The sequence below is a fragment of the Tissierella sp. QWL-11 genome, assembly GCF_058683765.1.
The window spans coordinates 1930717-1950355 of sequence record NZ_CM178750.1 but is presented as its reverse complement, the minus strand read 5'-3'; the positions used below and the strand labels follow the sequence as shown (position 1 = coordinate 1950355).

22 protein-coding genes, 3 tRNA genes and 2 other annotated features are annotated in these 19639 nt (G+C 29.1%); of the genes, 24 read left to right on the top strand and 1 reads right to left on the bottom strand.

Annotated elements, in window-relative coordinates:
- Positions 1 to 125: 125 nt before the first annotated feature.
- The 17 genes from AC4PG3_RS09600 (at position 126) to thrS (ending at position 12316) form a co-directional block, all read left to right on the top strand.
- Positions 126 to 896, top strand: coding sequence for a polysaccharide deacetylase family protein (locus tag AC4PG3_RS09600; RefSeq protein WP_492196412.1), 771 nt, complete (start codon positions 126 to 128; stop codon positions 894 to 896).
- Between the two features lie 22 nt (positions 897 to 918).
- Positions 919 to 1554, top strand: coding sequence for a hypothetical protein (locus AC4PG3_RS09595; RefSeq protein ID WP_492196411.1), 636 nt, complete (start codon positions 919 to 921; stop codon positions 1552 to 1554).
- 139 nt (positions 1555 to 1693) lie between these two features.
- Positions 1694 to 2350: a single-stranded DNA-binding protein gene (locus AC4PG3_RS09590; RefSeq protein ID WP_492196410.1), complete on the top strand. Its 657-nt coding sequence runs from the start codon at positions 1694 to 1696 to the stop codon at positions 2348 to 2350.
- 24 nt (positions 2351 to 2374) lie between these two features.
- A complete protein-coding gene (locus AC4PG3_RS09585) occupies positions 2375 to 2506 on the top strand; it encodes a hypothetical protein (RefSeq protein WP_492196409.1) in 132 nt (43 codons plus the stop codon).
- An 18-nt stretch (positions 2507 to 2524) separates the two neighbouring features.
- Positions 2525 to 3049, top strand: coding sequence for a hypoxanthine phosphoribosyltransferase (gene hpt, locus AC4PG3_RS09580; protein ID WP_492196408.1), 525 nt, complete (start codon positions 2525 to 2527; stop codon positions 3047 to 3049).
- A 54-nt stretch (positions 3050 to 3103) separates the two neighbouring features.
- On the top strand, positions 3104 to 4039 hold the full coding sequence (locus tag AC4PG3_RS09575; RefSeq protein WP_492196407.1) for a CPBP family glutamic-type intramembrane protease: 936 nt from the start codon (positions 3104 to 3106) through the stop codon (positions 4037 to 4039).
- Positions 4040 to 4080: 41 nt separating this feature from the next.
- Complete coding sequence (locus AC4PG3_RS09570; protein WP_492196406.1) at positions 4081 to 4278, top strand: alpha/beta-type small acid-soluble spore protein; 198 nt, start codon at positions 4081 to 4083, stop codon at positions 4276 to 4278.
- 8 nt (positions 4279 to 4286) lie between these two features.
- Positions 4287 to 5027: a class I SAM-dependent DNA methyltransferase gene (locus AC4PG3_RS09565; protein WP_492196405.1), complete on the top strand. Its 741-nt coding sequence runs from the start codon at positions 4287 to 4289 to the stop codon at positions 5025 to 5027.
- A 129-nt stretch (positions 5028 to 5156) separates the two neighbouring features.
- Positions 5157 to 5357, top strand: coding sequence for a cold-shock protein (locus AC4PG3_RS09560; protein ID WP_492196404.1), 201 nt, complete (start codon positions 5157 to 5159; stop codon positions 5355 to 5357).
- A gap of 74 nt (positions 5358 to 5431) precedes the next feature.
- Positions 5432 to 6307 carry an Hsp33 family molecular chaperone HslO gene (gene hslO / locus AC4PG3_RS09555; protein ID WP_492196403.1) on the top strand — a complete coding sequence of 292 codons (876 nt, stop codon included), beginning with the start codon at positions 5432 to 5434 and terminating at the stop codon, positions 6305 to 6307.
- A gap of 306 nt (positions 6308 to 6613) precedes the next feature.
- A tRNA-Phe gene (locus AC4PG3_RS09550) sits at positions 6614 to 6689 on the top strand.
- Between the two features lie 16 nt (positions 6690 to 6705).
- A tRNA-Gly gene (locus AC4PG3_RS09545) sits at positions 6706 to 6780 on the top strand.
- A gap of 52 nt (positions 6781 to 6832) precedes the next feature.
- A tRNA-Cys gene (locus AC4PG3_RS09540) sits at positions 6833 to 6906 on the top strand.
- A gap of 52 nt (positions 6907 to 6958) precedes the next feature.
- Positions 6959 to 7705 carry a DUF6873 family GME fold protein gene (locus tag AC4PG3_RS09535; protein ID WP_492196402.1) on the top strand — a complete coding sequence of 249 codons (747 nt, stop codon included), beginning with the start codon at positions 6959 to 6961 and terminating at the stop codon, positions 7703 to 7705.
- 64 nt (positions 7706 to 7769) lie between these two features.
- Positions 7770 to 8624: a sporulation protein YtxC gene (gene ytxC, locus AC4PG3_RS09530; RefSeq protein ID WP_492196401.1), complete on the top strand. Its 855-nt coding sequence runs from the start codon at positions 7770 to 7772 to the stop codon at positions 8622 to 8624.
- An 83-nt stretch (positions 8625 to 8707) separates the two neighbouring features.
- On the top strand, positions 8708 to 10012 hold the full coding sequence (gene hisS, locus AC4PG3_RS09525) for a histidine--tRNA ligase (protein ID WP_492196400.1): 1305 nt from the start codon (positions 8708 to 8710) through the stop codon (positions 10010 to 10012).
- A 41-nt stretch (positions 10013 to 10053) separates the two neighbouring features.
- Positions 10054 to 10255, top strand: a binding site (T-box leader).
- A gap of 147 nt (positions 10256 to 10402) precedes the next feature.
- Positions 10403 to 12316, top strand: coding sequence for a threonine--tRNA ligase (gene thrS / locus AC4PG3_RS09520; protein WP_492196399.1), 1914 nt, complete (start codon positions 10403 to 10405; stop codon positions 12314 to 12316).
- 35 nt (positions 12317 to 12351) lie between these two features.
- Here the strand turns inward: thrS and AC4PG3_RS09515 are convergent, their stop codons facing one another.
- Positions 12352 to 13899 carry an ATP-dependent metallopeptidase FtsH/Yme1/Tma family protein gene (locus tag AC4PG3_RS09515; RefSeq protein WP_492196398.1) on the bottom strand — a complete coding sequence of 516 codons (1548 nt, stop codon included), beginning with the start codon at positions 13897 to 13899 and terminating at the stop codon, positions 12352 to 12354.
- A gap of 126 nt (positions 13900 to 14025) precedes the next feature.
- On the opposite strand from AC4PG3_RS09515, the gene pepV reads away from it, so the two are divergent.
- The 7 genes from pepV (at position 14026) to rlmB (ending at position 19626) form a co-directional block, all read left to right on the top strand.
- Positions 14026 to 15411 (top strand): dipeptidase PepV, encoded by a 1386-nt coding sequence (gene pepV / locus AC4PG3_RS09510; protein ID WP_492196397.1) that lies wholly within the window; start codon positions 14026 to 14028, stop codon positions 15409 to 15411.
- A gap of 65 nt (positions 15412 to 15476) precedes the next feature.
- Positions 15477 to 15613: a sequence feature (ribosomal protein L20 leader region), on the top strand.
- Positions 15575 to 16147 carry a translation initiation factor IF-3 gene (infC, locus tag AC4PG3_RS09505; protein ID WP_492196396.1) on the top strand — a complete coding sequence of 191 codons (573 nt, stop codon included), beginning with the start codon at positions 15575 to 15577 and terminating at the stop codon, positions 16145 to 16147. Its footprint overlaps the feature before it by 39 nt.
- Before the next feature lie 18 nt (positions 16148 to 16165).
- Complete coding sequence (rpmI, locus tag AC4PG3_RS09500; RefSeq protein ID WP_492196395.1) at positions 16166 to 16357, top strand: 50S ribosomal protein L35; 192 nt, start codon at positions 16166 to 16168, stop codon at positions 16355 to 16357.
- A gap of 36 nt (positions 16358 to 16393) precedes the next feature.
- Positions 16394 to 16744, top strand: coding sequence for a 50S ribosomal protein L20 (rplT, locus tag AC4PG3_RS09495; protein ID WP_492196394.1), 351 nt, complete (start codon positions 16394 to 16396; stop codon positions 16742 to 16744).
- A gap of 70 nt (positions 16745 to 16814) precedes the next feature.
- On the top strand, positions 16815 to 18158 hold the full coding sequence (locus AC4PG3_RS09490) for a TrkH family potassium uptake protein (RefSeq protein ID WP_492196393.1): 1344 nt from the start codon (positions 16815 to 16817) through the stop codon (positions 18156 to 18158).
- Between the two features lie 15 nt (positions 18159 to 18173).
- Entirely contained in the window at positions 18174 to 18830 is a 657-nt protein-coding gene (locus AC4PG3_RS09485; RefSeq protein WP_492196392.1) for a potassium channel family protein, read from the top strand.
- A gap of 1 nt (position 18831) precedes the next feature.
- Positions 18832 to 19626: a 23S rRNA (guanosine(2251)-2'-O)-methyltransferase RlmB gene (gene rlmB / locus AC4PG3_RS09480; RefSeq protein WP_492196391.1), complete on the top strand. Its 795-nt coding sequence runs from the start codon at positions 18832 to 18834 to the stop codon at positions 19624 to 19626.
- Positions 19627 to 19639: the final 13 nt, after the last annotated feature.

The window sequence follows — 19639 nt, the reverse complement described above, 5'->3', positions numbered from 1 at the left end:
TAACATTAATTTAACCCTTTCAAAAATTAATATACTAGTAGTTTATAACAATTATTCTATAAAAATGTAATAAAATTTATTTTCAAATAATAAGTATTTATAGTACATGATGAGGAGGGATTTATTTGAAAAAAAATAGAAATTATTATTTAATATGTAGAATTATAATAGTTTTAATAATACTAATAATTTCAATAATTGTTATAACTGTAAATAAAAATTATAGTGTTAAAGATGTATTTTCACAAACAAAGCAATTACCTATTTATAGTGTGGAAAGAGATGATAATAAAATTGCAATATCCTTTGATGCTGCATATGGTGATGAATATACCCAGGATATATTGGATACACTAGATAAATATAATATAAAGAGTACATTTTTTTTAGTTAAATTTTGGGTAGATAAATTTCCAAATCAAGTAAAGGATATTGCAAGTAGGGGGCATGATATTGGAAATCATTCAGCTACACATCCTAATATGAGTCAATTGTCTAAGGAGGATATTTTAAATGAGCTAAAATCTACTGATGATGCTATTTATGAATTAACAGAAAAAGAACCCTTTCTCTTTAGGCCACCCTTTGGAGATTATAATGACGCTCTAATACAGGTCTGTAGAGAAAATGGATATTATCCAATACAGTGGGATATAGATTCTATAGATTGGAAAGAATTAGGAGTACAGTCTGTAGTAGATAGGGTTACAAGAAATGTTGAAAGTGGATCAATAATTTTATTTCATAATAATGCTAAATATGTAAGGGAATATTTACCTATAGTAATTGAAAGACTAATATCAGAGGGCTATGAAATAGTACCTATATCCGAATTAATTTATTATGATAACTTTACTATAGATAATGCAGGAAAACAAATAAAAACTAAAGATTAAATAATTTATTAGAGGGGATTTAGTGGAAAATAAAAAGATTATCTTTATAGGTATTGTAGAAGACAAAGCTGATAAAAACACATTGAAATTTCTTAAAAATTTTCTAATTCAATCTAACTATATACTAGTTTATTCAAATAATAATGGAAATATATTATGTTTACATAATGATGAAGAATTTCTAGTACTCATATATATAAAACCTAAAGATATAGGGATTTTTCAAAAATATATGGGGATTGATTTAGATTTATTAATCTATAATTTTATTGAACAGAAAAATTATAGACAAAATTTTATAACAGAACAAATTTCAAACTGTGATTATTGTATATTAAATGGAGATTATAGAGATTTAATATCTTTACCTCTAAAGAGTCTAAATGGGATATTAATGACATATGGATTTAATAATAAAGCTAGTTTAACAGTTTCAAGCTATAATACTGAGGACAATATAAATGTTAATTTATATTTGCAAAGAGAGTTAAAAACTTTAAAAGGAGAAAAAATTGAACCACAAGAATTTATAATCCAGTCTAATAAAAATCATATAAACAATATTTATTCAATCTTGGCAGCTTCCACATTGAGTTTAATTTTAGGAAATAATATATGGACTAATAGTCCTAACAATATAATAAAAATATCTATCTAAAAGATGATGGCTAATTAGTCGTCATCTTTTTAGATGAAAAAGAGTACATATTTAAATAATATTATCTATCATAATTTTAAAAACACAAGAATATCTATAGATTAGAGATTATTAATACACAAGAATAGGGAGGCTAAAAATGTTAGATAATATTATTGAAACAAACACAGTGAAAATCTTAGGAAAGGTATGTGGGGAAAAGGAGTATAGTCATGAGTTATTTGGAGAAAAGTTTTATAATTTGAATTTAGGTGTTCCAAGATTAAGTGATTCTGTAGATATATTACCTATAACAATTTCAGAAAGATTATTAATTAATGTTGACTTAAACATAGGTGAGTATGTTATTATTGAAGGACAACTAAGATCTTATAATAGATTTATTGAGGGATCAAACAGATTGATTTTAACCATATTTGCTAGGAGCTTATATATACCTGATGAGGATGAACTTTCAGAAAGTCTTAGAAGTCCAAATGAAATATATTTAGATGGGTATATATGTAAAAAGCCGATTTATAGGGTAACACCTTTTGGCAGGGAGATAACAGATATACTTTTGGCAGTAAATAGAGCATACAATAAATCAGATTATATACCTAGTATTGCTTGGGGAAGGAATGCTAGATTTTGTGAGAACTTAATTATAGGAGATCATATAAAAATATGGGGTAGGATTCAAAGTAGAACTTATCAAAAGAGATTAGAAACAGGAGAATCTGAAACTAGAGTAGCATATGAGGTTTCAATTTCAAAATTAGAGTTTATAGAAGATGACAATAATCGTATAGAATAAAGTTTTTAGAAAGGCAGATAAACTATGGATACAAAAATAGTAATAGGTGTTATAATATTTATTATATTAATAAGTTTCCAATACACCTTAAATCTAATTTTAAAAGAACTAAGACATATTAAATCTATTTTAATTAACAAAAGTAAAGAACTTTAATAAAAGGAGGAAAAAACTTTGGACTCAAACAAAAGAAAAAAGATTTTATTTAATAGAGAAGAGATAAATGAAAGAATAAAAGTTTTAGGTAAAGAAATTAGTAGTAAATATAGTGATAAAGATTTAGTTATAATATCCTTACTTCGAGGAAGTTTTATATTTGCATCTGATTTAGTTAGGGAGATTTCCATACCAGTTGAAATCGACTTTATGACCACATCTAGTTATGGAAATAAAGAAGTGTCTCAGGGGAAGGTTGAAATTGTACAAGATTTAAGGATTGACATAGAGAGAAAAGATATTTTGATAGTCGATGATATAATTGATTCGGGATATACTATGGAAAGGATTATAAAGCATTTAGAATCCAGAAACCCTAAATCTATAAAAACATGTGTAATGCTAGATAAACCAAGTAGAAGAAAAATAAATCTTTCTCCAGACTTTTTAGGTTTTAGCATACCAGATATATTTATTGTAGGATATGGATTAAATTATGGGAATTACTATAGAAATATCCCCTATATCTTTACCTTTGAGTAATTTTTATACCTACAGAATTCTGTAGGTATATTTAAAGCAAAGGAGGAAACTCAATTGTATAAAAGAAGAAGATTGTCAATATTTCAAGTTAATGTATTATATTTATTTTTGGCTATTGCTTTTATCAATATAGGGGCTATAGTACAAGGTATAGATGTAATTAGAGGCTTATTATTCACAGAATATATACTTATACTGCTCCCAAGTTTAGTATTAATTGTAATTAATAAAATACCAATAAAGAGATCTTTAAGATTAAATAAGATTAGTCTTAAACAAATATTTTTAGTAATCATAATTACCATATTTACATATCCTTTAGCTGTATTCTTACAAGGGATATTCTTAACTTTATTAGATAATTTTACAGAGTTTGTCCCAAATGAAATACCAGCTCCAACAGATTTAAAGGCATATTTATACGGACTATTTGTAATGGCCATAACACCTGGTATATGTGAAGAGATAATGTTTAGAGGAGTAATCTTAAATGCTTATGACAAACTAGGATATAAAAAAAGTATCATAATAACATCCGTACTATTTGCCATGTTTCACTTTACGTTAGTCAATTTCATAGGACCATTGGTACTCGGAATTGTATTTGGGATAATGGTATACAAGACCAATTCTCTTTATACATCTATAATAGCTCATAGTCTCAATAATGCTATAGCCCTAAGTATTTTATACTTTGTAAATAAATATTCATATATATTAAATGAGACTTCTGAAGGCATAGATACAATTTCTAAAAGTTCACTTATGATATCGACTTTTATAGGGCTAGGATTTTTAACAATTAGCTTTTTAATAGTAAAAAAAGCTTTAAAACATTTGGGAGATATATCTGATCATATAAATCAAAATGGATCAAAAGAAGTAGAAAAACACAAAGAGATATCTAGTTTATTAAAGTATCTGCCCATAGTAATAGTAATTTTCATGTTTTTTTATATGAACTTTAAGTATATTGTAAGCTTAGTATAAATTTTTATAAATTCTCCATAATATATTATGGAGGGATTAAAATGACGAAAAACAAGAAAAAGAAAAAGATATTAACAGAAGACGATAGAATGAAATATGAAATAGCACAAGAATTAGGATTAATAGATAAAATTGATAAATTGGGTTGGGGAGGACTTACAGCTAAGGAATCGGGGAAAATTGGAGGAATTATGACTTCTAGAAAGAGAAAAAAGCAAAAGGACAAAATTAAGAATTGAGGTAAACCATGGATATTTACAATGAATTTGCAGAAATTTACGATGAACTTATGGATGATTTTGATTATAATAGATGGTTTGAATATATAGAGGAAATTTTTAAAAAATATGAAAAATCTCCTAAAAAGATATTAGAGATGGCCTGTGGGACTGGCAATATATCTTATTATTTTGCAAGTAATGGATATAAATTGACTTCCTTTGATATTTCCGATGATATGTTATCTAAAGCTTATGGTAAATTGAATAAGTTTAAAAATGTGAAACTATTAAACCAAAATATGATAGATTTTAAAGTAAATGATAAATTTGAAAGTGTGGTTTCTCTATGTGATAGTATCAACTATATTTTAGACTCAGAGGATCTATTTAAAACTTTTAAAAATGTATATGGACATTTAGAAGAGAATGGAATTTTTATATTTGATATAAACTCTTATTATAAACTTAAAAACATTATCGGGAATAATACTTTTGTAGAAGATAGAGAAAATATATATTACATATGGCAAAATGAATATGAAGAAGATAAAGATATATCTAATTTCTATTTAACCTTTTTTCATAGTGAAAATGGACATGCCTTTAGAAGATTTGATGAATTTCATAGAGAAAGGGCATATAAGATAGAAGAAATAGAAAGTCTTCTTCGAAGTGCAGGGTTTAAATTAATAGATATTTATGAAGGGTTCACATTTACGGAACCTAAGACCCAATCAGAACGAATTAATTTTGTGGCTATAAAATAATAAAAATGGGATATAATAATATTTAGCTGAATACTTAGAATTTTATTGACAAATAATGATAAATTGTGGTACTATACTATCAAAGATGGGTATATTTCCATTGTAAAGTTAATTGGAGGAATGTATAAAATGAAAACAGGTACAGTTAAATGGTTTAATGCTACAAAAGGATTTGGATTTATCTCAACTGAAGAAGGAGACGATGTATTCGTACACTTTTCAGCTATCCAAACAGATGGATTTAAAACTTTAGATGAGGGAGATCAAGTAGAGTTTGAAGTAGTAGAAGGAGAAAAAGGTCCTCAAGCTACTAATGTTACAAAATTATAATAATATCTTTAGATATATAATTTTATTGTAATTTAAAGCCCCGTATGGGGCTTTTCTAATTATGGAGGTAGATTATGAAAGATTATCTAATAAAAGCTATAGATAAAACTGGATCAATTAGAATAATACTAGCATCTACTACAAATTTAGTAGAGGATGCAAGAAATATCCATAGCACATCGCCTACAGCCTCAGCAGCTTTGGGAAGAAGCTTAACTGCAGGAGTGATTATGGGAAGTATGATGAAAAATGAAAAGGATGTAATGACCTTAAAAATCTCTGGAGATGGGCCAGGAGGAACCATATTTGTTGTTGCTAAAAATAATGGTAAAGTAAAAGGTGAAATGACAAATCCTGCTGCTGATGTTCCTAGTAGATTAGATGGAAAATTAGATGTAGGGACTTTAGTAGGTAAAAATGGTAATATAACAGTTATCATGGACTTAGGTCTTAAAGAGCCATATGTAGGCAGTTCAAATTTGATTACAGGTGAAATAGCAGAAGATCTTGCAAATTATTATTATCAATCAGAACAAACCCCATCTGTTGTTAGTCTAGGAGTTTTAGTTGATAGGGATATTTCTATAAAGGCATCAGGTGGATATATAATTCAATTGCTTCCAGGTGTATCTGAAGAAGATATAGAAAAAATAGAGAATAGCTTAAAGGATATAAAACCTATATCAACAATGATAGATTCAGGATATACATTAGAACAAATTATGGATGAGGTTTTAAAAGATTTTGAAATGAAGGTCTTAGATAAAATTGATATTTCATATGAATGTGATTGTGATAGAGATAGGATACAAAGGGTACTAAAGAGTTTAGGTAAAGAAGAAATTAAAAATATAATAGAAGAAGACGAGAAGGCAGAGTTAGTTTGTCATTTTTGTAATACGAAGTATCAGTTTAGCAAAGAACAATTACAAGCTTTGCTTGATGAATAAGATGGAAAAAATAGCACAAGAGAAATAATATGATTTGTTAAAATTATATTATTTCCGAGCTAAATTTAACAGTTTGAAATTTTTGGGAAGTTTAATAAAATTTATTGTTGACAATTAAGGTTATTTAAGGTATACTAGTCATTGTGATTAAGCACAGATAACTTTCACATTAGCCCAGATAGCTCAGTCGGTATAAGTAGGGATCCAAAATCGTGAATTTCGATTTTGTGAGCATCACTTAGTCCGCATAGTAAAGCTAAACAAGGGAAATAGATTGACTTACTGTAAGTAGAAATTACTTATTAAGCCCAGATAGCTCAGTCGGTAGAGCAGTAGACTGAAAATCTACGTGTCGCTGGTTCGATTCCGGCTCTGGGCACCAAAGTAATTGTGAATATGCGGAAGTGGCTCAGTGGTAGAGCATCGCCTTGCCAAGGCGAGGGTCGCGAGTTCGAATCTCGTCTTCCGCTCCATTAAAGTATTTTGCATTTTAAGATAGATGTACTCTTCGAGTGCTCCATATATGGCGGCATGGCCAAGTGGTAAGGCAGAGGCCTGCAAAGCCTTTATCCCCAGTTCAAATCTGGGTGCCGCCTCCAAATTCAACCTTCTAAATTAATTTAGAAGGTTTTTTCATGTAAGGAGATAAATATGTTTAATAATCCGTTTATACCTATTAAAAAGGCAAACATAGCAATTGTAGCGGGAAATGCAGATATAGATATAATAAATAAATTAGAAAATAAAAATATAAAAGTTATAAAAACAATTAAATGTGAAGATGTAGATGAATCTATAGCTTATCACCCAGATATAGTTATGCATCCTATCAACTACAACACTCTTATAATTGCACCAAATGTATTTTATTATTATAAAGATAAATTAAAGGGTTTGAATATAAATTTAATAAAGGGAGAAAGGAAATTAATTTGTAAATATCCTGGAGATATTGCATATAATGTAGGAAGAATATATAGAAATGCAATTCATAATTTTAGATATACAGATGAATTGTTGAAGTTTTATCTTCTTAAAGAAGGTTTAAATTTCATAGATGTAAAACAGGGTTATTCTAAATGTTCTATGTCTATAGTAGATGAAAGAAGTATTATAACTTCTGATAGACCTATATATTTAAAATTAAAAAATTTAGGCTTTGATGTATTAAATATAAAGCCAGGATTTATAGATTTAAAAGGCCAAAATTATGGATTTATAGGAGGATGTACAGGTAATATTTCTAAAGATTTACTTGTTTTTTCTGGAGTTTTAACAGAACATCCAGAAAAGGAAAAGATAGAAATGTTTATACGCTCTAAAAATAGAAATATAGAATATTTATCTAAAAAAAAGATAACAGATATTGGAACTATAATTAGTCTTTATTGTAATTAAAGTAAACTTTTATATAGTATATGCCATTTTAAAGAGCACATACTATTAAAAGAGGAGTGAAAATATGGATGCTATTAAGATTTATAGTAGTATACCTTTTGAAGAAATAGATTGTATGATTAAAAAGATACCAATGAAAAAAAATATAAATGTGGAATATAAAGATTATGAGGATAGATCTATTTATTCCTTTTTTTTGAAAAAACATAAACATACAGAAGAAATAGCATTTTTCAATATTTTGGCAGACTTTGTATATGAGATAATGATAAAATTTCATGCTATAGATCTAGTAGAAAATCATGTATATAAACTCTTGAGAGATATAGGAAATATAGAAAAGAAAGAAATAATACAAGAAGTATATACATTATTAATAGAAGATCGACATTTCATAAGTGAAAAAGAAGAAATAAAAGAAGAAATATTAGATTTTTTATTTCAAAATGATACTTTGATAGTAGATGGATATATAAGGTTTAGAAATAAAAATCTTTATAATTTAATAGAAAAGTCAATTAAAAGAGTCATTGGAGATATGCAGCTTGAAATTGAATACTCTGAGTTTATAGATATATTAAAGCATTTCTTAGCAAATCAGCCTCCTAGGATTGATACAGTAAATTTAATAGTTGAAAAAGATAAATTTCAATTATTAGACAAAGATAATAAAGTTGTAAAAAGAGATTCTATTAGTGAAATTTTAGAAGAAATTTATTATGATGATTTAACACAGGGAGATATACTTATTACTACATTAATAAATTTAGCTCCTGATAATATAATTTTACACAATAAAGGATGTACAGATGATAAATTACTATTAGTAATAGAGAAAGTTTTTGGAGATAGAATTAAAAATTGTTTAGGATGTAGTAAATGCAGAAAAGAAAAATATGATAATAATAAGGAGAAGTAGAGTTGAGTTTTCAACTCTTTTTTCTTTGACAAATTAATAATAAATGATATTATTATAAGAAAGAAATTAATGGAGGTACGTTTATGAGTCAAATAGTTAAACCATCGATTTTACCAGGATTCATGGAGTTGATTCCAGAAGAACAAATTTTATTTAATAAGATAATGGACACTATAAGATTTAATTATGAAAAATTTGGATTTCTTCCAATAGATACACCTGTTATTGAAAAATCAGAAGTTTTGTTAGCTAAAGGTGGAGGGGAGACAGAAAAGCAGATATATAGATTTGAAAAAGGATCTACTGATATGGCACTTAGATTCGATCTTACAGTTCCTTTAGCTAGATATGTTAGTCAACACTATTCTGAATTGAACTTTCCTTTTAGAAGATACCACATTGGGAAAGTATATAGAGGAGAAAGGAATCAAAGGGGAAGATTTAGAGAGTTTTATCAATGTGATATAGATATTGTAGGAAATGGGAAATTAGATATTGGCAATGATGCAGAAATTCCTGTAGTAATTTATTCTACATTCAAAGATTTAGGATTTGATAGTTTTACTATTAAAATAAATAATAGAAAAGTTTTAAAGGGTTTTTTTAGTAGTTTAAATATAAATGATTCTAAAATGGTACTTAGAACAGTGGACAAATTAGAGAAAATAGGAATTGATAAAACTAGAGAAGAATTAGAAGGTCAAGGTATAGATTCTACTTCTGTAGATAAGATAATGGATTTTATAAAGATTAAAGGGAATAATGATGATATATTAGATAGTTTGAAAAAATTAAATATTCAAGATGAAGTATTCAAAGAAGGTTTAGAAGAATTAGAGATAGTAATTGCTTATATTAGAACCTTTAAAGTACCAGAAGAAAATTTTGTAATTGACTTAACTATTGCTAGAGGCTTAGATTATTATACAGGAACTGTATATGAGACTCTTTTAAATGACTATCCTGGAATTGGAAGCGTATGCTCAGGTGGTAGATACGATGATTTAGCCACTTACTATACTAATCAGAAATTGCCGGGTGTAGGTATATCTATAGGTCTTACAAGGCTATTTTACCAACTTCGTGAAGGGAATATAATACAAACGGAAAAGCAATCTCTAACAGATGTTTTAATAATTCCTATGAAGGGGTATGCTAAAGAAGCTATAAAAGCTGTAGGTACTTTAAGAGATAATGGAATTAAAAGCCAAGTATATTTAGAAAGCGGTAAATTAGGTAAGAAATTTGCATATGCAGATAAATTAAATATTCCGTATGTAATAATAATCGGAGAAGAAGAAGTAAAAAATAATGTATATTCCTTTAGGGATATGAAATCAGGAGAGCAAAAAGATCTCACTATTGAAGAAGTAATTTCGTTGTTTTAATTAAAATTTTGTGATATAATTTAATTAAATATAAGAAAATATAAAAGACATTGAAGGGAAGAGTAAATTTTCCGAATCATTCAGAGAGGGAAGATCTTGGCTGGAAATCTTCTTATGATGAGTTAATTGAAAACCACCCCTGAGTCAAAACTTATTAAGTATTAATAGGTTTTCGCTAAAGGCGTTATTTAAATGAGAATCAATTAGGGTGGAACCACGAAGTTAAAACCTATCGTCCCTACAATTTTTTGTAGAGATGATAGGTTTTTTTATGACCTAACACAACAAGCGTAGCGAGACTGCGCATGACTAACTTAGCGAGGAATAGTGAGCTTTAGTAAATTTAAATATAATAAATATTAAATATAATTTAGAAATAGGAGGATAAAGATGGAAAATATAAAGATTACTTTGCCAGATGGCTCCATAAGAGAATATGAAAAGGGTATAAAAGTATATGATGTAGCCAAAGATATATCAGAAGGTTTAGCAAGAGCATCTTTAGGAGCTGTGGTAAATGGTAAGACTAAAGGAATGCAAGAAGAGATAAATGAAGATGCTGATTTTAAAGTTGTGAAATTTGAAGATAAAGAGGGAAAACAAATCTTTTGGCATACTTCAGCACATATTATGGCTTTAGCTGTGCAAAAATTATTCCCGGATGTTAAATTTGCCATAGGGCCAGCTATAGATAATGGATTTTATTATGACTTTGATACTGAGCATAGATTTACTCCAGAGGATTTAGAAAAAATTGAAGTAGAAATGAAAAAAATTGCCAAAGAAGATCATACTTTAGAAAGATTTGTAATGCCTAAAGATGAAGCTTTAAAATATTTTAAGGATAGAGATGAAGAATACAAAGTTGATTTGATAGAAAATTTGCCAGAAGATGAAGAAATATCTTTTTATAAATTAGGAGACTTTACAGATCTATGTGCAGGACCACATTTATATAATACTAAGAAGGTAAAGGCTATCAAACTTTTAAGTATAGCAGGGGCATATTGGCGTGGAGATGAAAACAATAAGATGCTTCAAAGGATTTATGGAACAACTTATGAAAAGAAAAAAGATTTAGAAGCATATTTAAATAGATTAGAAGAAGCTAAAAAAAGAGATCATAGAAAATTAGGTAAAGAACTAGACTTATTTACTATGCATGAAGAGGGTCCAGGATTTCCATTTTTCCATCCAAATGGTATGGTAATAAGAAATACATTAGAAAACTTTTGGAGAGAAGAGCATATAAAAAATGGGTATGAAGAAATTAAGACACCTATTATACTAAATGAATCTCTATGGCATCAGTCAGGACATTGGGATCATTATCAAGAAAATATGTACTTTACTAAAATAGATGAAGAGGACTTTGCCATTAAACCCATGAACTGTCCAGGGTCTATATTAGTATATAAATCAGATATGCACAGCTATAGAGATCTTCCACTTAGATGGGGAGAGTTAGGACTTGTTCATAGACATGAATTATCAGGAGCGCTGCATGGACTTATGAGAGTTAGAAGTTTTACTCAAGATGATGCCCATCTATACACTCTTCCTAGTCAAATAAAAGAAGAACTAATAGGAATAATAGAACTAGCAGATCGTATATATAATATATTTGGATTTAAATATCATGTAGAACTATCTACTAGGCCAGAAAATTCTATGGGAACAGAAGAGCAGTGGGAAATTGCTACAAATGGACTTAGGGAAGCTTTGGAAGAAAAGAATGTTAAATATATCTTAAATGAAGGTGACGGAGCTTTTTATGGTCCTAAGATAGATTTTCATCTAGAAGATGCTATAGGTAGAACTTGGCAATGTGGAACTATCCAGTTAGACTTCCAAATGCCTGAGAGATTTGATATAAGCTATATAGATAAGGATAATGAAAAGAAAAGACCTGTAATGATCCATAGAACAATATTTGGAAGTATGGAAAGATTTATGGGAATATTAATAGAACACTATGCAGGTAAATTCCCAACTTGGCTAGCTCCAGTTCAAGTAACTGTACTACCTATTTCAGATAAATTTAATGAATATGCCTATGAAATAAAAGATAAGATGAAAGAAAAAAATATTAGAATTACTGTAGATGATAGAGCAGAAAAAATAGGATATAAAATAAGAGAAGCAAGAAATAAAAGAATTCCTTATATGTTAATAGTAGGAGAAAAAGAAGTAAATGAAAATATGGTATCTGTTAGGAAAATGGGTCAAGGAGATATAGGTGGAATAAAGGTAGATAAATTTATAGAAGATGTTCTAAAAGAAACAGAAGAAAAATCTTTATAAAACATATAAAAGGTAGGGAAAATTTTCTCTACCTTTTAATTTTTAATCGATGCTTTCTTATACATTTTAAATATCTTATTTAAGCCATTACTATCTATAGTTTCATTTTCTAAAAGATTGTTGGCTATTTCATATAGAATGTCAATATTATCCCCTATAATTCTTTTAGCTTCTTCATAAGCCTTATCAGTTATTTTTTTGATTTCTACTCTAATGTTATTTGAATTATATCTTATATACATTTCATCTAAGGCTAAATTCCCCATAGGACTCATACCATAACTACATATCATCTGTCTTGCTATATCTGTAGCCTTGTTTAAATCATCTTTTGCTCCTGTGGTTACTTCTTTAAAAATCAATTCTTCAGCAGCCCTACCTGCTAATAGACCAGTTATCTTATACTCTAGATCCCTTTTGGTTAATAGATACCTTTCTTCATCTGGGAACTTCATTACATATCCAAGAGCTTGGCCTCTCGGTACTATTGAAATTTTTTGGACCATATCTGTATCCAACATCTTTGAAACTAATGCATGACCTGCCTCGTGAAAGGCGACAGTCTTTCTTTCCTTATCTAATATTTTAGAGTTTTTAACTTCTAGACCAGCAATAACCCTTTCTATAGCTGCATCAAATTCTAAAAGAGAAATTGTATTTTTGTTCTTTCGAACCGCAATTATAGCAGCTTCATTTGCAATATTTGCGAGTTGAGCACCAGAAAGTCCAGTTGTCTTTTTAGCTAAATCTTTTATAGACAATGACCGGTCAAGGGGTTTATTATTTGTATGGACTTCAAGTATTTTTTCTCTAGCTGTTATATTTGGATTACCCACAAAAATATGTCTATCAAATCTACCAGGTCTTAATAGAGCATCATCTAGGAGATCAAGTCTATTAGTAGCGCCTATGACTACTACAGTTTCACCTGTATTAAATCCGTCTAATTCTACTAGTAATTGATTTAAAGTCTGATCTTTTTCATTATTTGATTCTAGGTTTCTCTTAGTACCAATGGCATCAATTTCATCTATAAATATGATACTAGGAGCATCCTTTTTAGCCTTTTCAAAGAGTGTTCTTACTCTCTTTGCTCCTACACCTACATATTTTTCTACAAATTCTGAACCACTAGCATATAAAAAACTAGCATTTGTTTCTCCGGCAACTGCCTTTGCCAGTAAAGTTTTTCCCGTTCCTGGAGGTCCATGAAAAAGTATACCCTTTGGTATCTTAGCTCCCATTTTTTTATATTTTAGAGGATTGTTTATAAAATCTATAGTTTCTGACAACTCTTCCTTTATTTCTTCCAGACCTGCAACATCTTTAAATAATATGTTAGGTTTATCCTTTTCTTTATTAGTCTCCTTTTCTACTGTGAGAATAGAAGGTACTAGTTGAGGTTTGGAGTCTACATTTAAGTAATAAACTAAAAGAATTATGGTGATAGCCCAAACCAATAATTTATCAATCATCCTAAAATTTTCTAAAGTCTCTATAAATAAAAAGTCTTGAAATAATAGGGCTATAGACATTATTATTCCAAAGACTAAAAAGAAAAAGACAAATTTTTTCTTTTTCATCCAATTATCGCCTCCTTAAACTATTTCTAACCTTAGTGTAACCATTTAGTAAATTTATATAATTAAAATTTTGTTGTTTGAAAGTCAATATATGGATATAATTATATAAAGAGAGGAGATGGAAAATTGGAATTTTTAAAATTAATTGAAGAATATAGGGAAGATATAATTAAATCTACTCAGGAAATAGTTAGGATAAAATCAGTAGAAGAAGCTCCTAGAGAAGGTATGCCATTTGGTAAAGGTGCCTTTGATGCAATTGAATATGTAACCAATTTATCTGAAGAAATGGGATTTGACACAAAAAACTTCGATGCTTATGCAGCTCATGGGGATATAGGAGAAGGAGAAGAAATAGTAGGAGTTTTAGCTCATGTAGATGTAGTTCCAGAGGGAAATGGTTGGACATATCCTCCATATGGAGGGGAAATCCACGAGGACAAGATATATGGTCGAGGGACTTTAGACGATAAAGGACCAGCTATAGCAGCTATGTATGCAATGAAAGCTTTAAAAGAGTCAAAAGTAGACTTAAAAAGAAAGATAAGAATAATATTTGGTGCAAATGAGGAAACTGGATGGGGAGGAATGAAATATTACTTTAAAAATGTTGAACCACCAACTATGGCCTTTACACCAGATGCAGATTTTCCAGTAATTTATGGAGAAAAAGGAATACTTGTCTTCGATCTAGTGGCATCTATAGATAAAAATACAAAGCTTTTAGATTTAAAAGGTGGAAGTGCTGCTAATATGGTTCCAGATTATTGTGAAGCCATAATAGAAGTAGACGATATGGAAGAATTTGACAGTTTATATTCTAATTTCAAAGGCAAATATAATAATCCTATAGAGATAGAAAGACAGGGTAAAAAGGTGAAAGTGATAGCGACAGGTACTTCAGCCCATGGTAGCACTCCAGAAAAAGGAGAAAATGCAATCACACATTTGATGAAATTTTTAGGATATGTATTTACTGGAAAAGATAAATTAGATGAATTTATAAAAATTTATAATGAAAGAATAGGCTTATTTCACTATGGAGAAAAAATAGGATGTGGATTAGAAGATGATATATCAGGTAAATTAAATTTTAATCCAGGAGTTATAAAATTAGAAGAGGATAAAATTATTTTAACTATAAATATTAGATATCCTATAAAATCTAGTAAAGAAGAAGTATATGATGGAATGAGGAATAATTTAAAAGACACCAATATAGAATTAATAGAAGGTAAGAGTCATAAAGAACCTTTATATGTCCCTAAGGATAACTTTTTAGTTCAAAAACTGATGAAAGTATATAGAGAAGAAACAGGTGATGAGTCTTCTGAGCCAATAACAATTGGTGGTGGGACTTATGCAAGAGCTATAAAAAATGCAGTTGCATTTGGTCCAATGTTTCCAGGACAAAAAGAATTAGCTCATCAAAAGGATGAACATATAAGTATTGATCATTTAATGAAGCTAACAAGGATATATGCAAAAGCTCTATATGAATTAGCAAAATAGAAATAATAAATATTTGACAAATATTTATTATTAGCATATAATAGTAAAGCGAGTTGAATATTAAACGGTTAAAGTAGAAGTATCCGCTTCTCACCTTATAGCTAGAGCTCATAAGGTTACAATTAATTATATAATCTTTGGATTGTCTTTAGATTATTTTTGTATGCAAGCGGGTATTTTATACCCGCTTTTAATATTGTTTAAAATAAATAGGAGGTGCTGGGTTATTAAAGATCTTCAGATCAATGAGGAAATCAGAGAAAGAGAAGTAAGGTTAATAGATGTCGATGGTGGTCAATTAGGAGTTGTTTCAACTAGAGATGCCTTAAAAAAAGCTGATGAAAGAAAACTGGACTTAGTAAAAGTAGCTCCCAATGCAAAACCGCCAGTATGTAAAATAATGGACTATGGGAAATACAAGTATGAAGCAACAAAAAAGGAAAAAGAAGCTAGGAAAAAACAAAAAACTATAAATATAAAAGAAATACGTTTGACACCTAATATTGAAAGCCATGATTTAAATGTAAAGGCTAAAAGAGCCAATGATTTCTTAAAGTCAGGTGACAAGGTCAAAGTTTCTGTAAGATTTAGAGGTAGAGAGATGGGCCATACTAATATGGGTAGAGTAGTTTTAGATGATTTTGTAGAATTGACAAAAGAATTTGGAAATGTAGAAAAGAAGGCAAAAATGGAAGGTAGAAATATGACAATGTTTTTATCACCAAAATCAGAGTAAGTTTAGGAGGAAATATTCATGGGAAAAATGAAAACACATAGAGGATCAGCAAAGAGGTTCAAAAGAACGGGTTCAGGAAAGTTAAAAAGACATAAGGCTTATGCAAGTCACTTAACTGGTAAAAAATCTCAAAAAAGAATAAGAAGATTAAGAAAAAGTGCTTTAGTAAGCAAAGGAGATCAAAGAAGAATAGATTCAATGATACCGTAGTACAATATATATTTAATTATAGGAGGAGTTACAGTAATGGCTAGAGTTAAAAGAGGCGTAAACGCTAAAAAAAGACATAAGAAGGTATTGAAACAAGCTAAAGGTTATTTTGGAGCAAAAAGTAAATTATTTAGACCAGCAAATCAAGCTGTTATGAAATCATTAAATTATTCATATATAGGAAGAAAGACTAGAAAAAGAGATTTTAGAAAAATGTGGATAGCAAGAATAAATGCAGCAGCTAGAGCAAATGGCATGAGCTATAGCAAATTTATCAATGGACTTAAAAAGTCTAATATAGAAGTAAATAGAAAAATGTTATCAGAAATGGCTATTCATGATACAGAAGGTTTTTCAAAATTAGTTGAAATAGCAAAGAATGCTTAAAAGTTCCTGATGGGAACTTTTTTTTCTACAGGTTTATTATATATAAGATTATTATATATGAGGTGTTTATATGGCAAGCTTGAAACATAGAATACGACAATTTAAATTAAAACCACCAGCTGTTTTAGCCATAGGTTTTGCCAGTTTAATATTAATTGGTTCGATTTTATTAAATCTACCCATGGCAACTAAAAGCGGAGAAAGCATTGGATATTTAAATGCTTTATTTACATCATCTTCAGCCGTTTGTGTGACAGGTCTTGTTGTTGTAAATACTGGAGAATTTTGGTCTTTATTTGGTCAAATTGTAATTATTGTATTAATCCAAATGGGTGGATTAGGATTTATGACAATGGCTACTATAGTAGCACTAATTTTAGGGAAAAAAATTAGTTTAAAAGAACGATTAATAATAAAGGAACAATTAAATCAAAGTACAATGAGCGGATTAGTTAGACTTACAAGATATGTAGTATTTCTTACATTTTCTGTTGAGGCTATTGGAGCTATTCTCCTAGCTACTAAGTTCGTTCCTATGTATGACTGGTCCAAGGGAATATGGTTTTCTATATTTCATTCAATATCAGCTTTTTGCAATGCTGGATTTGATATAACTGGTAACAGTATGGTTCCTTTTCAAAATGATGTATTTATAAATTTAGTAATCTCTGCTTTAATTATAATAGGTGGAATAGGATTTACCGTTATATTTGACATATCTAAAAACAGAAAATTTTCTAAAATTAGTTTACATTCGAAAATAGTACTTACTATGACAATTACATTATTAATTTTAGGAACGGTTATGTTTTATCTAATAGAAATGAATAATCCTGACTCTCTGGGGAGTTTAGACGAGAAAGGAAAAGTAGTAGCATCCTTTTTCCAATCTGTAGTTACTAGGACAGCTGGATTTAATTCTGTGGATACTGGCCTTATTAGAGATACTTCTGCCTTTTTATTTGTTATACTTATGTTCATAGGAGCATCTCCTGGATCTACAGGTGGAGGTATTAAAGTTACAACTTTTGGTTCAATAGTACTGGCTACTATAACTTCTGTAAAAGGAGAGAAGGATGTAGTCGTATTTAAAAAGAGGATATCAAATGATGTAGTTCAAAAATCATTGGCAATTTTAGTAATAAGTACAACTCTTATAATAATAGTATCTTTTATCCTAACAGTAACAGAGGATGTAGCATTTTTAGAGCTATTATTTGAATCCACTTCAGCATTTGGTACAGTAGGACTTAGTAGAGGAGTAACGCCTAATTTAAGCAATATAGGAAAGACAATTATAATGTTAACTATGTATATTGGAAGAGTTGGACCTCTTACTATGGCCTTTGCATTTGGGCAAGGAAAGAATAAGAGAAAATATAGATATGCAGAAGAAAATATTATGGTAGGATAGAAAGGAGTGGAGTAGATGAAGTCATTTGCTATAATAGGAGTTGGAAGATTTGGAGAATCTGTAGCTAAAACACTTACAGAACTAGGTAATGAAGTTTTAGCAATAGATAAAAGCCCAGAAAGAATACAAGAAATTTCAGAATTTGTGACTCATGCAGTTGAGGCAGATGTCATGGATGAGTCTATTTTAAAAGAATTGGGACTAAGAAATTTTGATGTGGTAATAGTAAGTATCGGCTCTGATATAGAGGCGTCTATAATGGCCACTTTATTAGCTAAAGAGATGGGAGTAAAAAAGGTAATAGCTAAAGCTCAAGCTGAATTACATGGCAAAGTACTAAAAAAGATAGGTGCAGATAAGGTAGTATTTCCTGAAAGGGATATGGGGACCAGAGTAGCTCATAACCTAACATCTACTAATATTTTAGACTATATAGAATTATCTCCTGATTTTTCTATCCTAGAAATAGGGGCATTAGAATCTTGGCAAGGAAAGACATTAAAAGAATTACGTCTTAGAAATAAATATGGAGTTAATATTATAGCTATTAAAGATGGTACAGGCGTAAACATTTCACCTTCCTCTGAAAATATCATAAAAAAAGAGGATATAATTGTTATGATAGGTGATTCAAAGGATATTAAGAAAATTGAAATAAGAGCTGGTAAATAGTATGCTAGAAATTAAGTCTAATAAAAATCCTACAATAAAAAACATTAAAAATCTATCTAAGAAAAAAATCAGATGGGAAAACAAAAAATTTATAATAGAAGGATTAAAGATTATAGAAGAAGCCATAATGGAAAATATAGATATAGATAATATTATATTTAACCATAGTTTTTTCAATATAGATGAGAATAAAAACTTTTTAAAAGAGATAGAAGATAAATACAAACTTATAAAAGTAGAAGATAATATATTTAAGGAAATATCTCACACTGAAAATCCTCAAGGAATATTAGCGGTAGTAGATTTTGATATAAAGGATTTAGACACCGTAAGCTTACTTAAAGATCCTGTACTCCTCTTTCTTGATGAAGTTCAAGATCCAGGTAATTTAGGAACTATAATAAGGTCTGCAGACGCCTTTAATCTTGATGGTATAATACTAGGGAAAGGGACTGTAGATCCTTATAATACCAAGGTAGTCAGGTCTACTATGGGTTCTATATTTAGAACACCCATGTATTTTTGTAATGATTCATTTAATTGTATAAATTCTTTAAAGGAAAAGAATTTTAAAATCGTGTCCACATCTCCAGAGGGAGAAGATATTTATAAATATGAAAAGACAGGTGGAACTATTTTTGTCATTGGCAATGAATCAAAAGGAGTAGATCCTAAAATTATACATATATGTGACCAAAATATTAAAATACCTATGACAGGTAAGGCTGAGTCTTTAAATGTAGGTGTTGCTGCATCTATTATAATGTATGAAAATATGAAATCAAAATCACTATAGAGATATTATTATC

Coding starts and splice junctions, on each gene's coding strand:
- AC4PG3_RS09570 (WP_492196406.1), top strand. CDS start 4,081: ATGACGAAAAACAAGAAAAAGAAAAAGATATTAACAGAAGACGATAGA.
- infC (WP_492196396.1), top strand. CDS start 15,575: ATGCAAGCGGGTATTTTATACCCGCTTTTAATATTGTTTAAAATAAAT.
- AC4PG3_RS09515 (WP_492196398.1), bottom strand. CDS start 13,899: ATGAAAAAGAAAAAATTTGTCTTTTTCTTTTTAGTCTTTGGAATAATA.
- rpmI (WP_492196395.1), top strand. CDS start 16,166: ATGGGAAAAATGAAAACACATAGAGGATCAGCAAAGAGGTTCAAAAGA.
- hisS (WP_492196400.1), top strand. CDS start 8,708: ATGAGTCAAATAGTTAAACCATCGATTTTACCAGGATTCATGGAGTTG.
- thrS (WP_492196399.1), top strand. CDS start 10,403: ATGGAAAATATAAAGATTACTTTGCCAGATGGCTCCATAAGAGAATAT.
- rlmB (WP_492196391.1), top strand. CDS start 18,832: ATGCTAGAAATTAAGTCTAATAAAAATCCTACAATAAAAAACATTAAA.
- AC4PG3_RS09485 (WP_492196392.1), top strand. CDS start 18,174: ATGAAGTCATTTGCTATAATAGGAGTTGGAAGATTTGGAGAATCTGTA.
- AC4PG3_RS09490 (WP_492196393.1), top strand. CDS start 16,815: ATGGCAAGCTTGAAACATAGAATACGACAATTTAAATTAAAACCACCA.
- AC4PG3_RS09565 (WP_492196405.1), top strand. CDS start 4,287: ATGGATATTTACAATGAATTTGCAGAAATTTACGATGAACTTATGGAT.
- rplT (WP_492196394.1), top strand. CDS start 16,394: ATGGCTAGAGTTAAAAGAGGCGTAAACGCTAAAAAAAGACATAAGAAG.
- AC4PG3_RS09560 (WP_492196404.1), top strand. CDS start 5,157: ATGAAAACAGGTACAGTTAAATGGTTTAATGCTACAAAAGGATTTGGA.
- ytxC (WP_492196401.1), top strand. CDS start 7,770: ATGGATGCTATTAAGATTTATAGTAGTATACCTTTTGAAGAAATAGAT.
- AC4PG3_RS09585 (WP_492196409.1), top strand. CDS start 2,375: ATGGATACAAAAATAGTAATAGGTGTTATAATATTTATTATATTAATA.
- AC4PG3_RS09535 (WP_492196402.1), top strand. CDS start 6,959: ATGTTTAATAATCCGTTTATACCTATTAAAAAGGCAAACATAGCAATT.
- hslO (WP_492196403.1), top strand. CDS start 5,432: ATGAAAGATTATCTAATAAAAGCTATAGATAAAACTGGATCAATTAGA.
- AC4PG3_RS09590 (WP_492196410.1), top strand. CDS start 1,694: ATGTTAGATAATATTATTGAAACAAACACAGTGAAAATCTTAGGAAAG.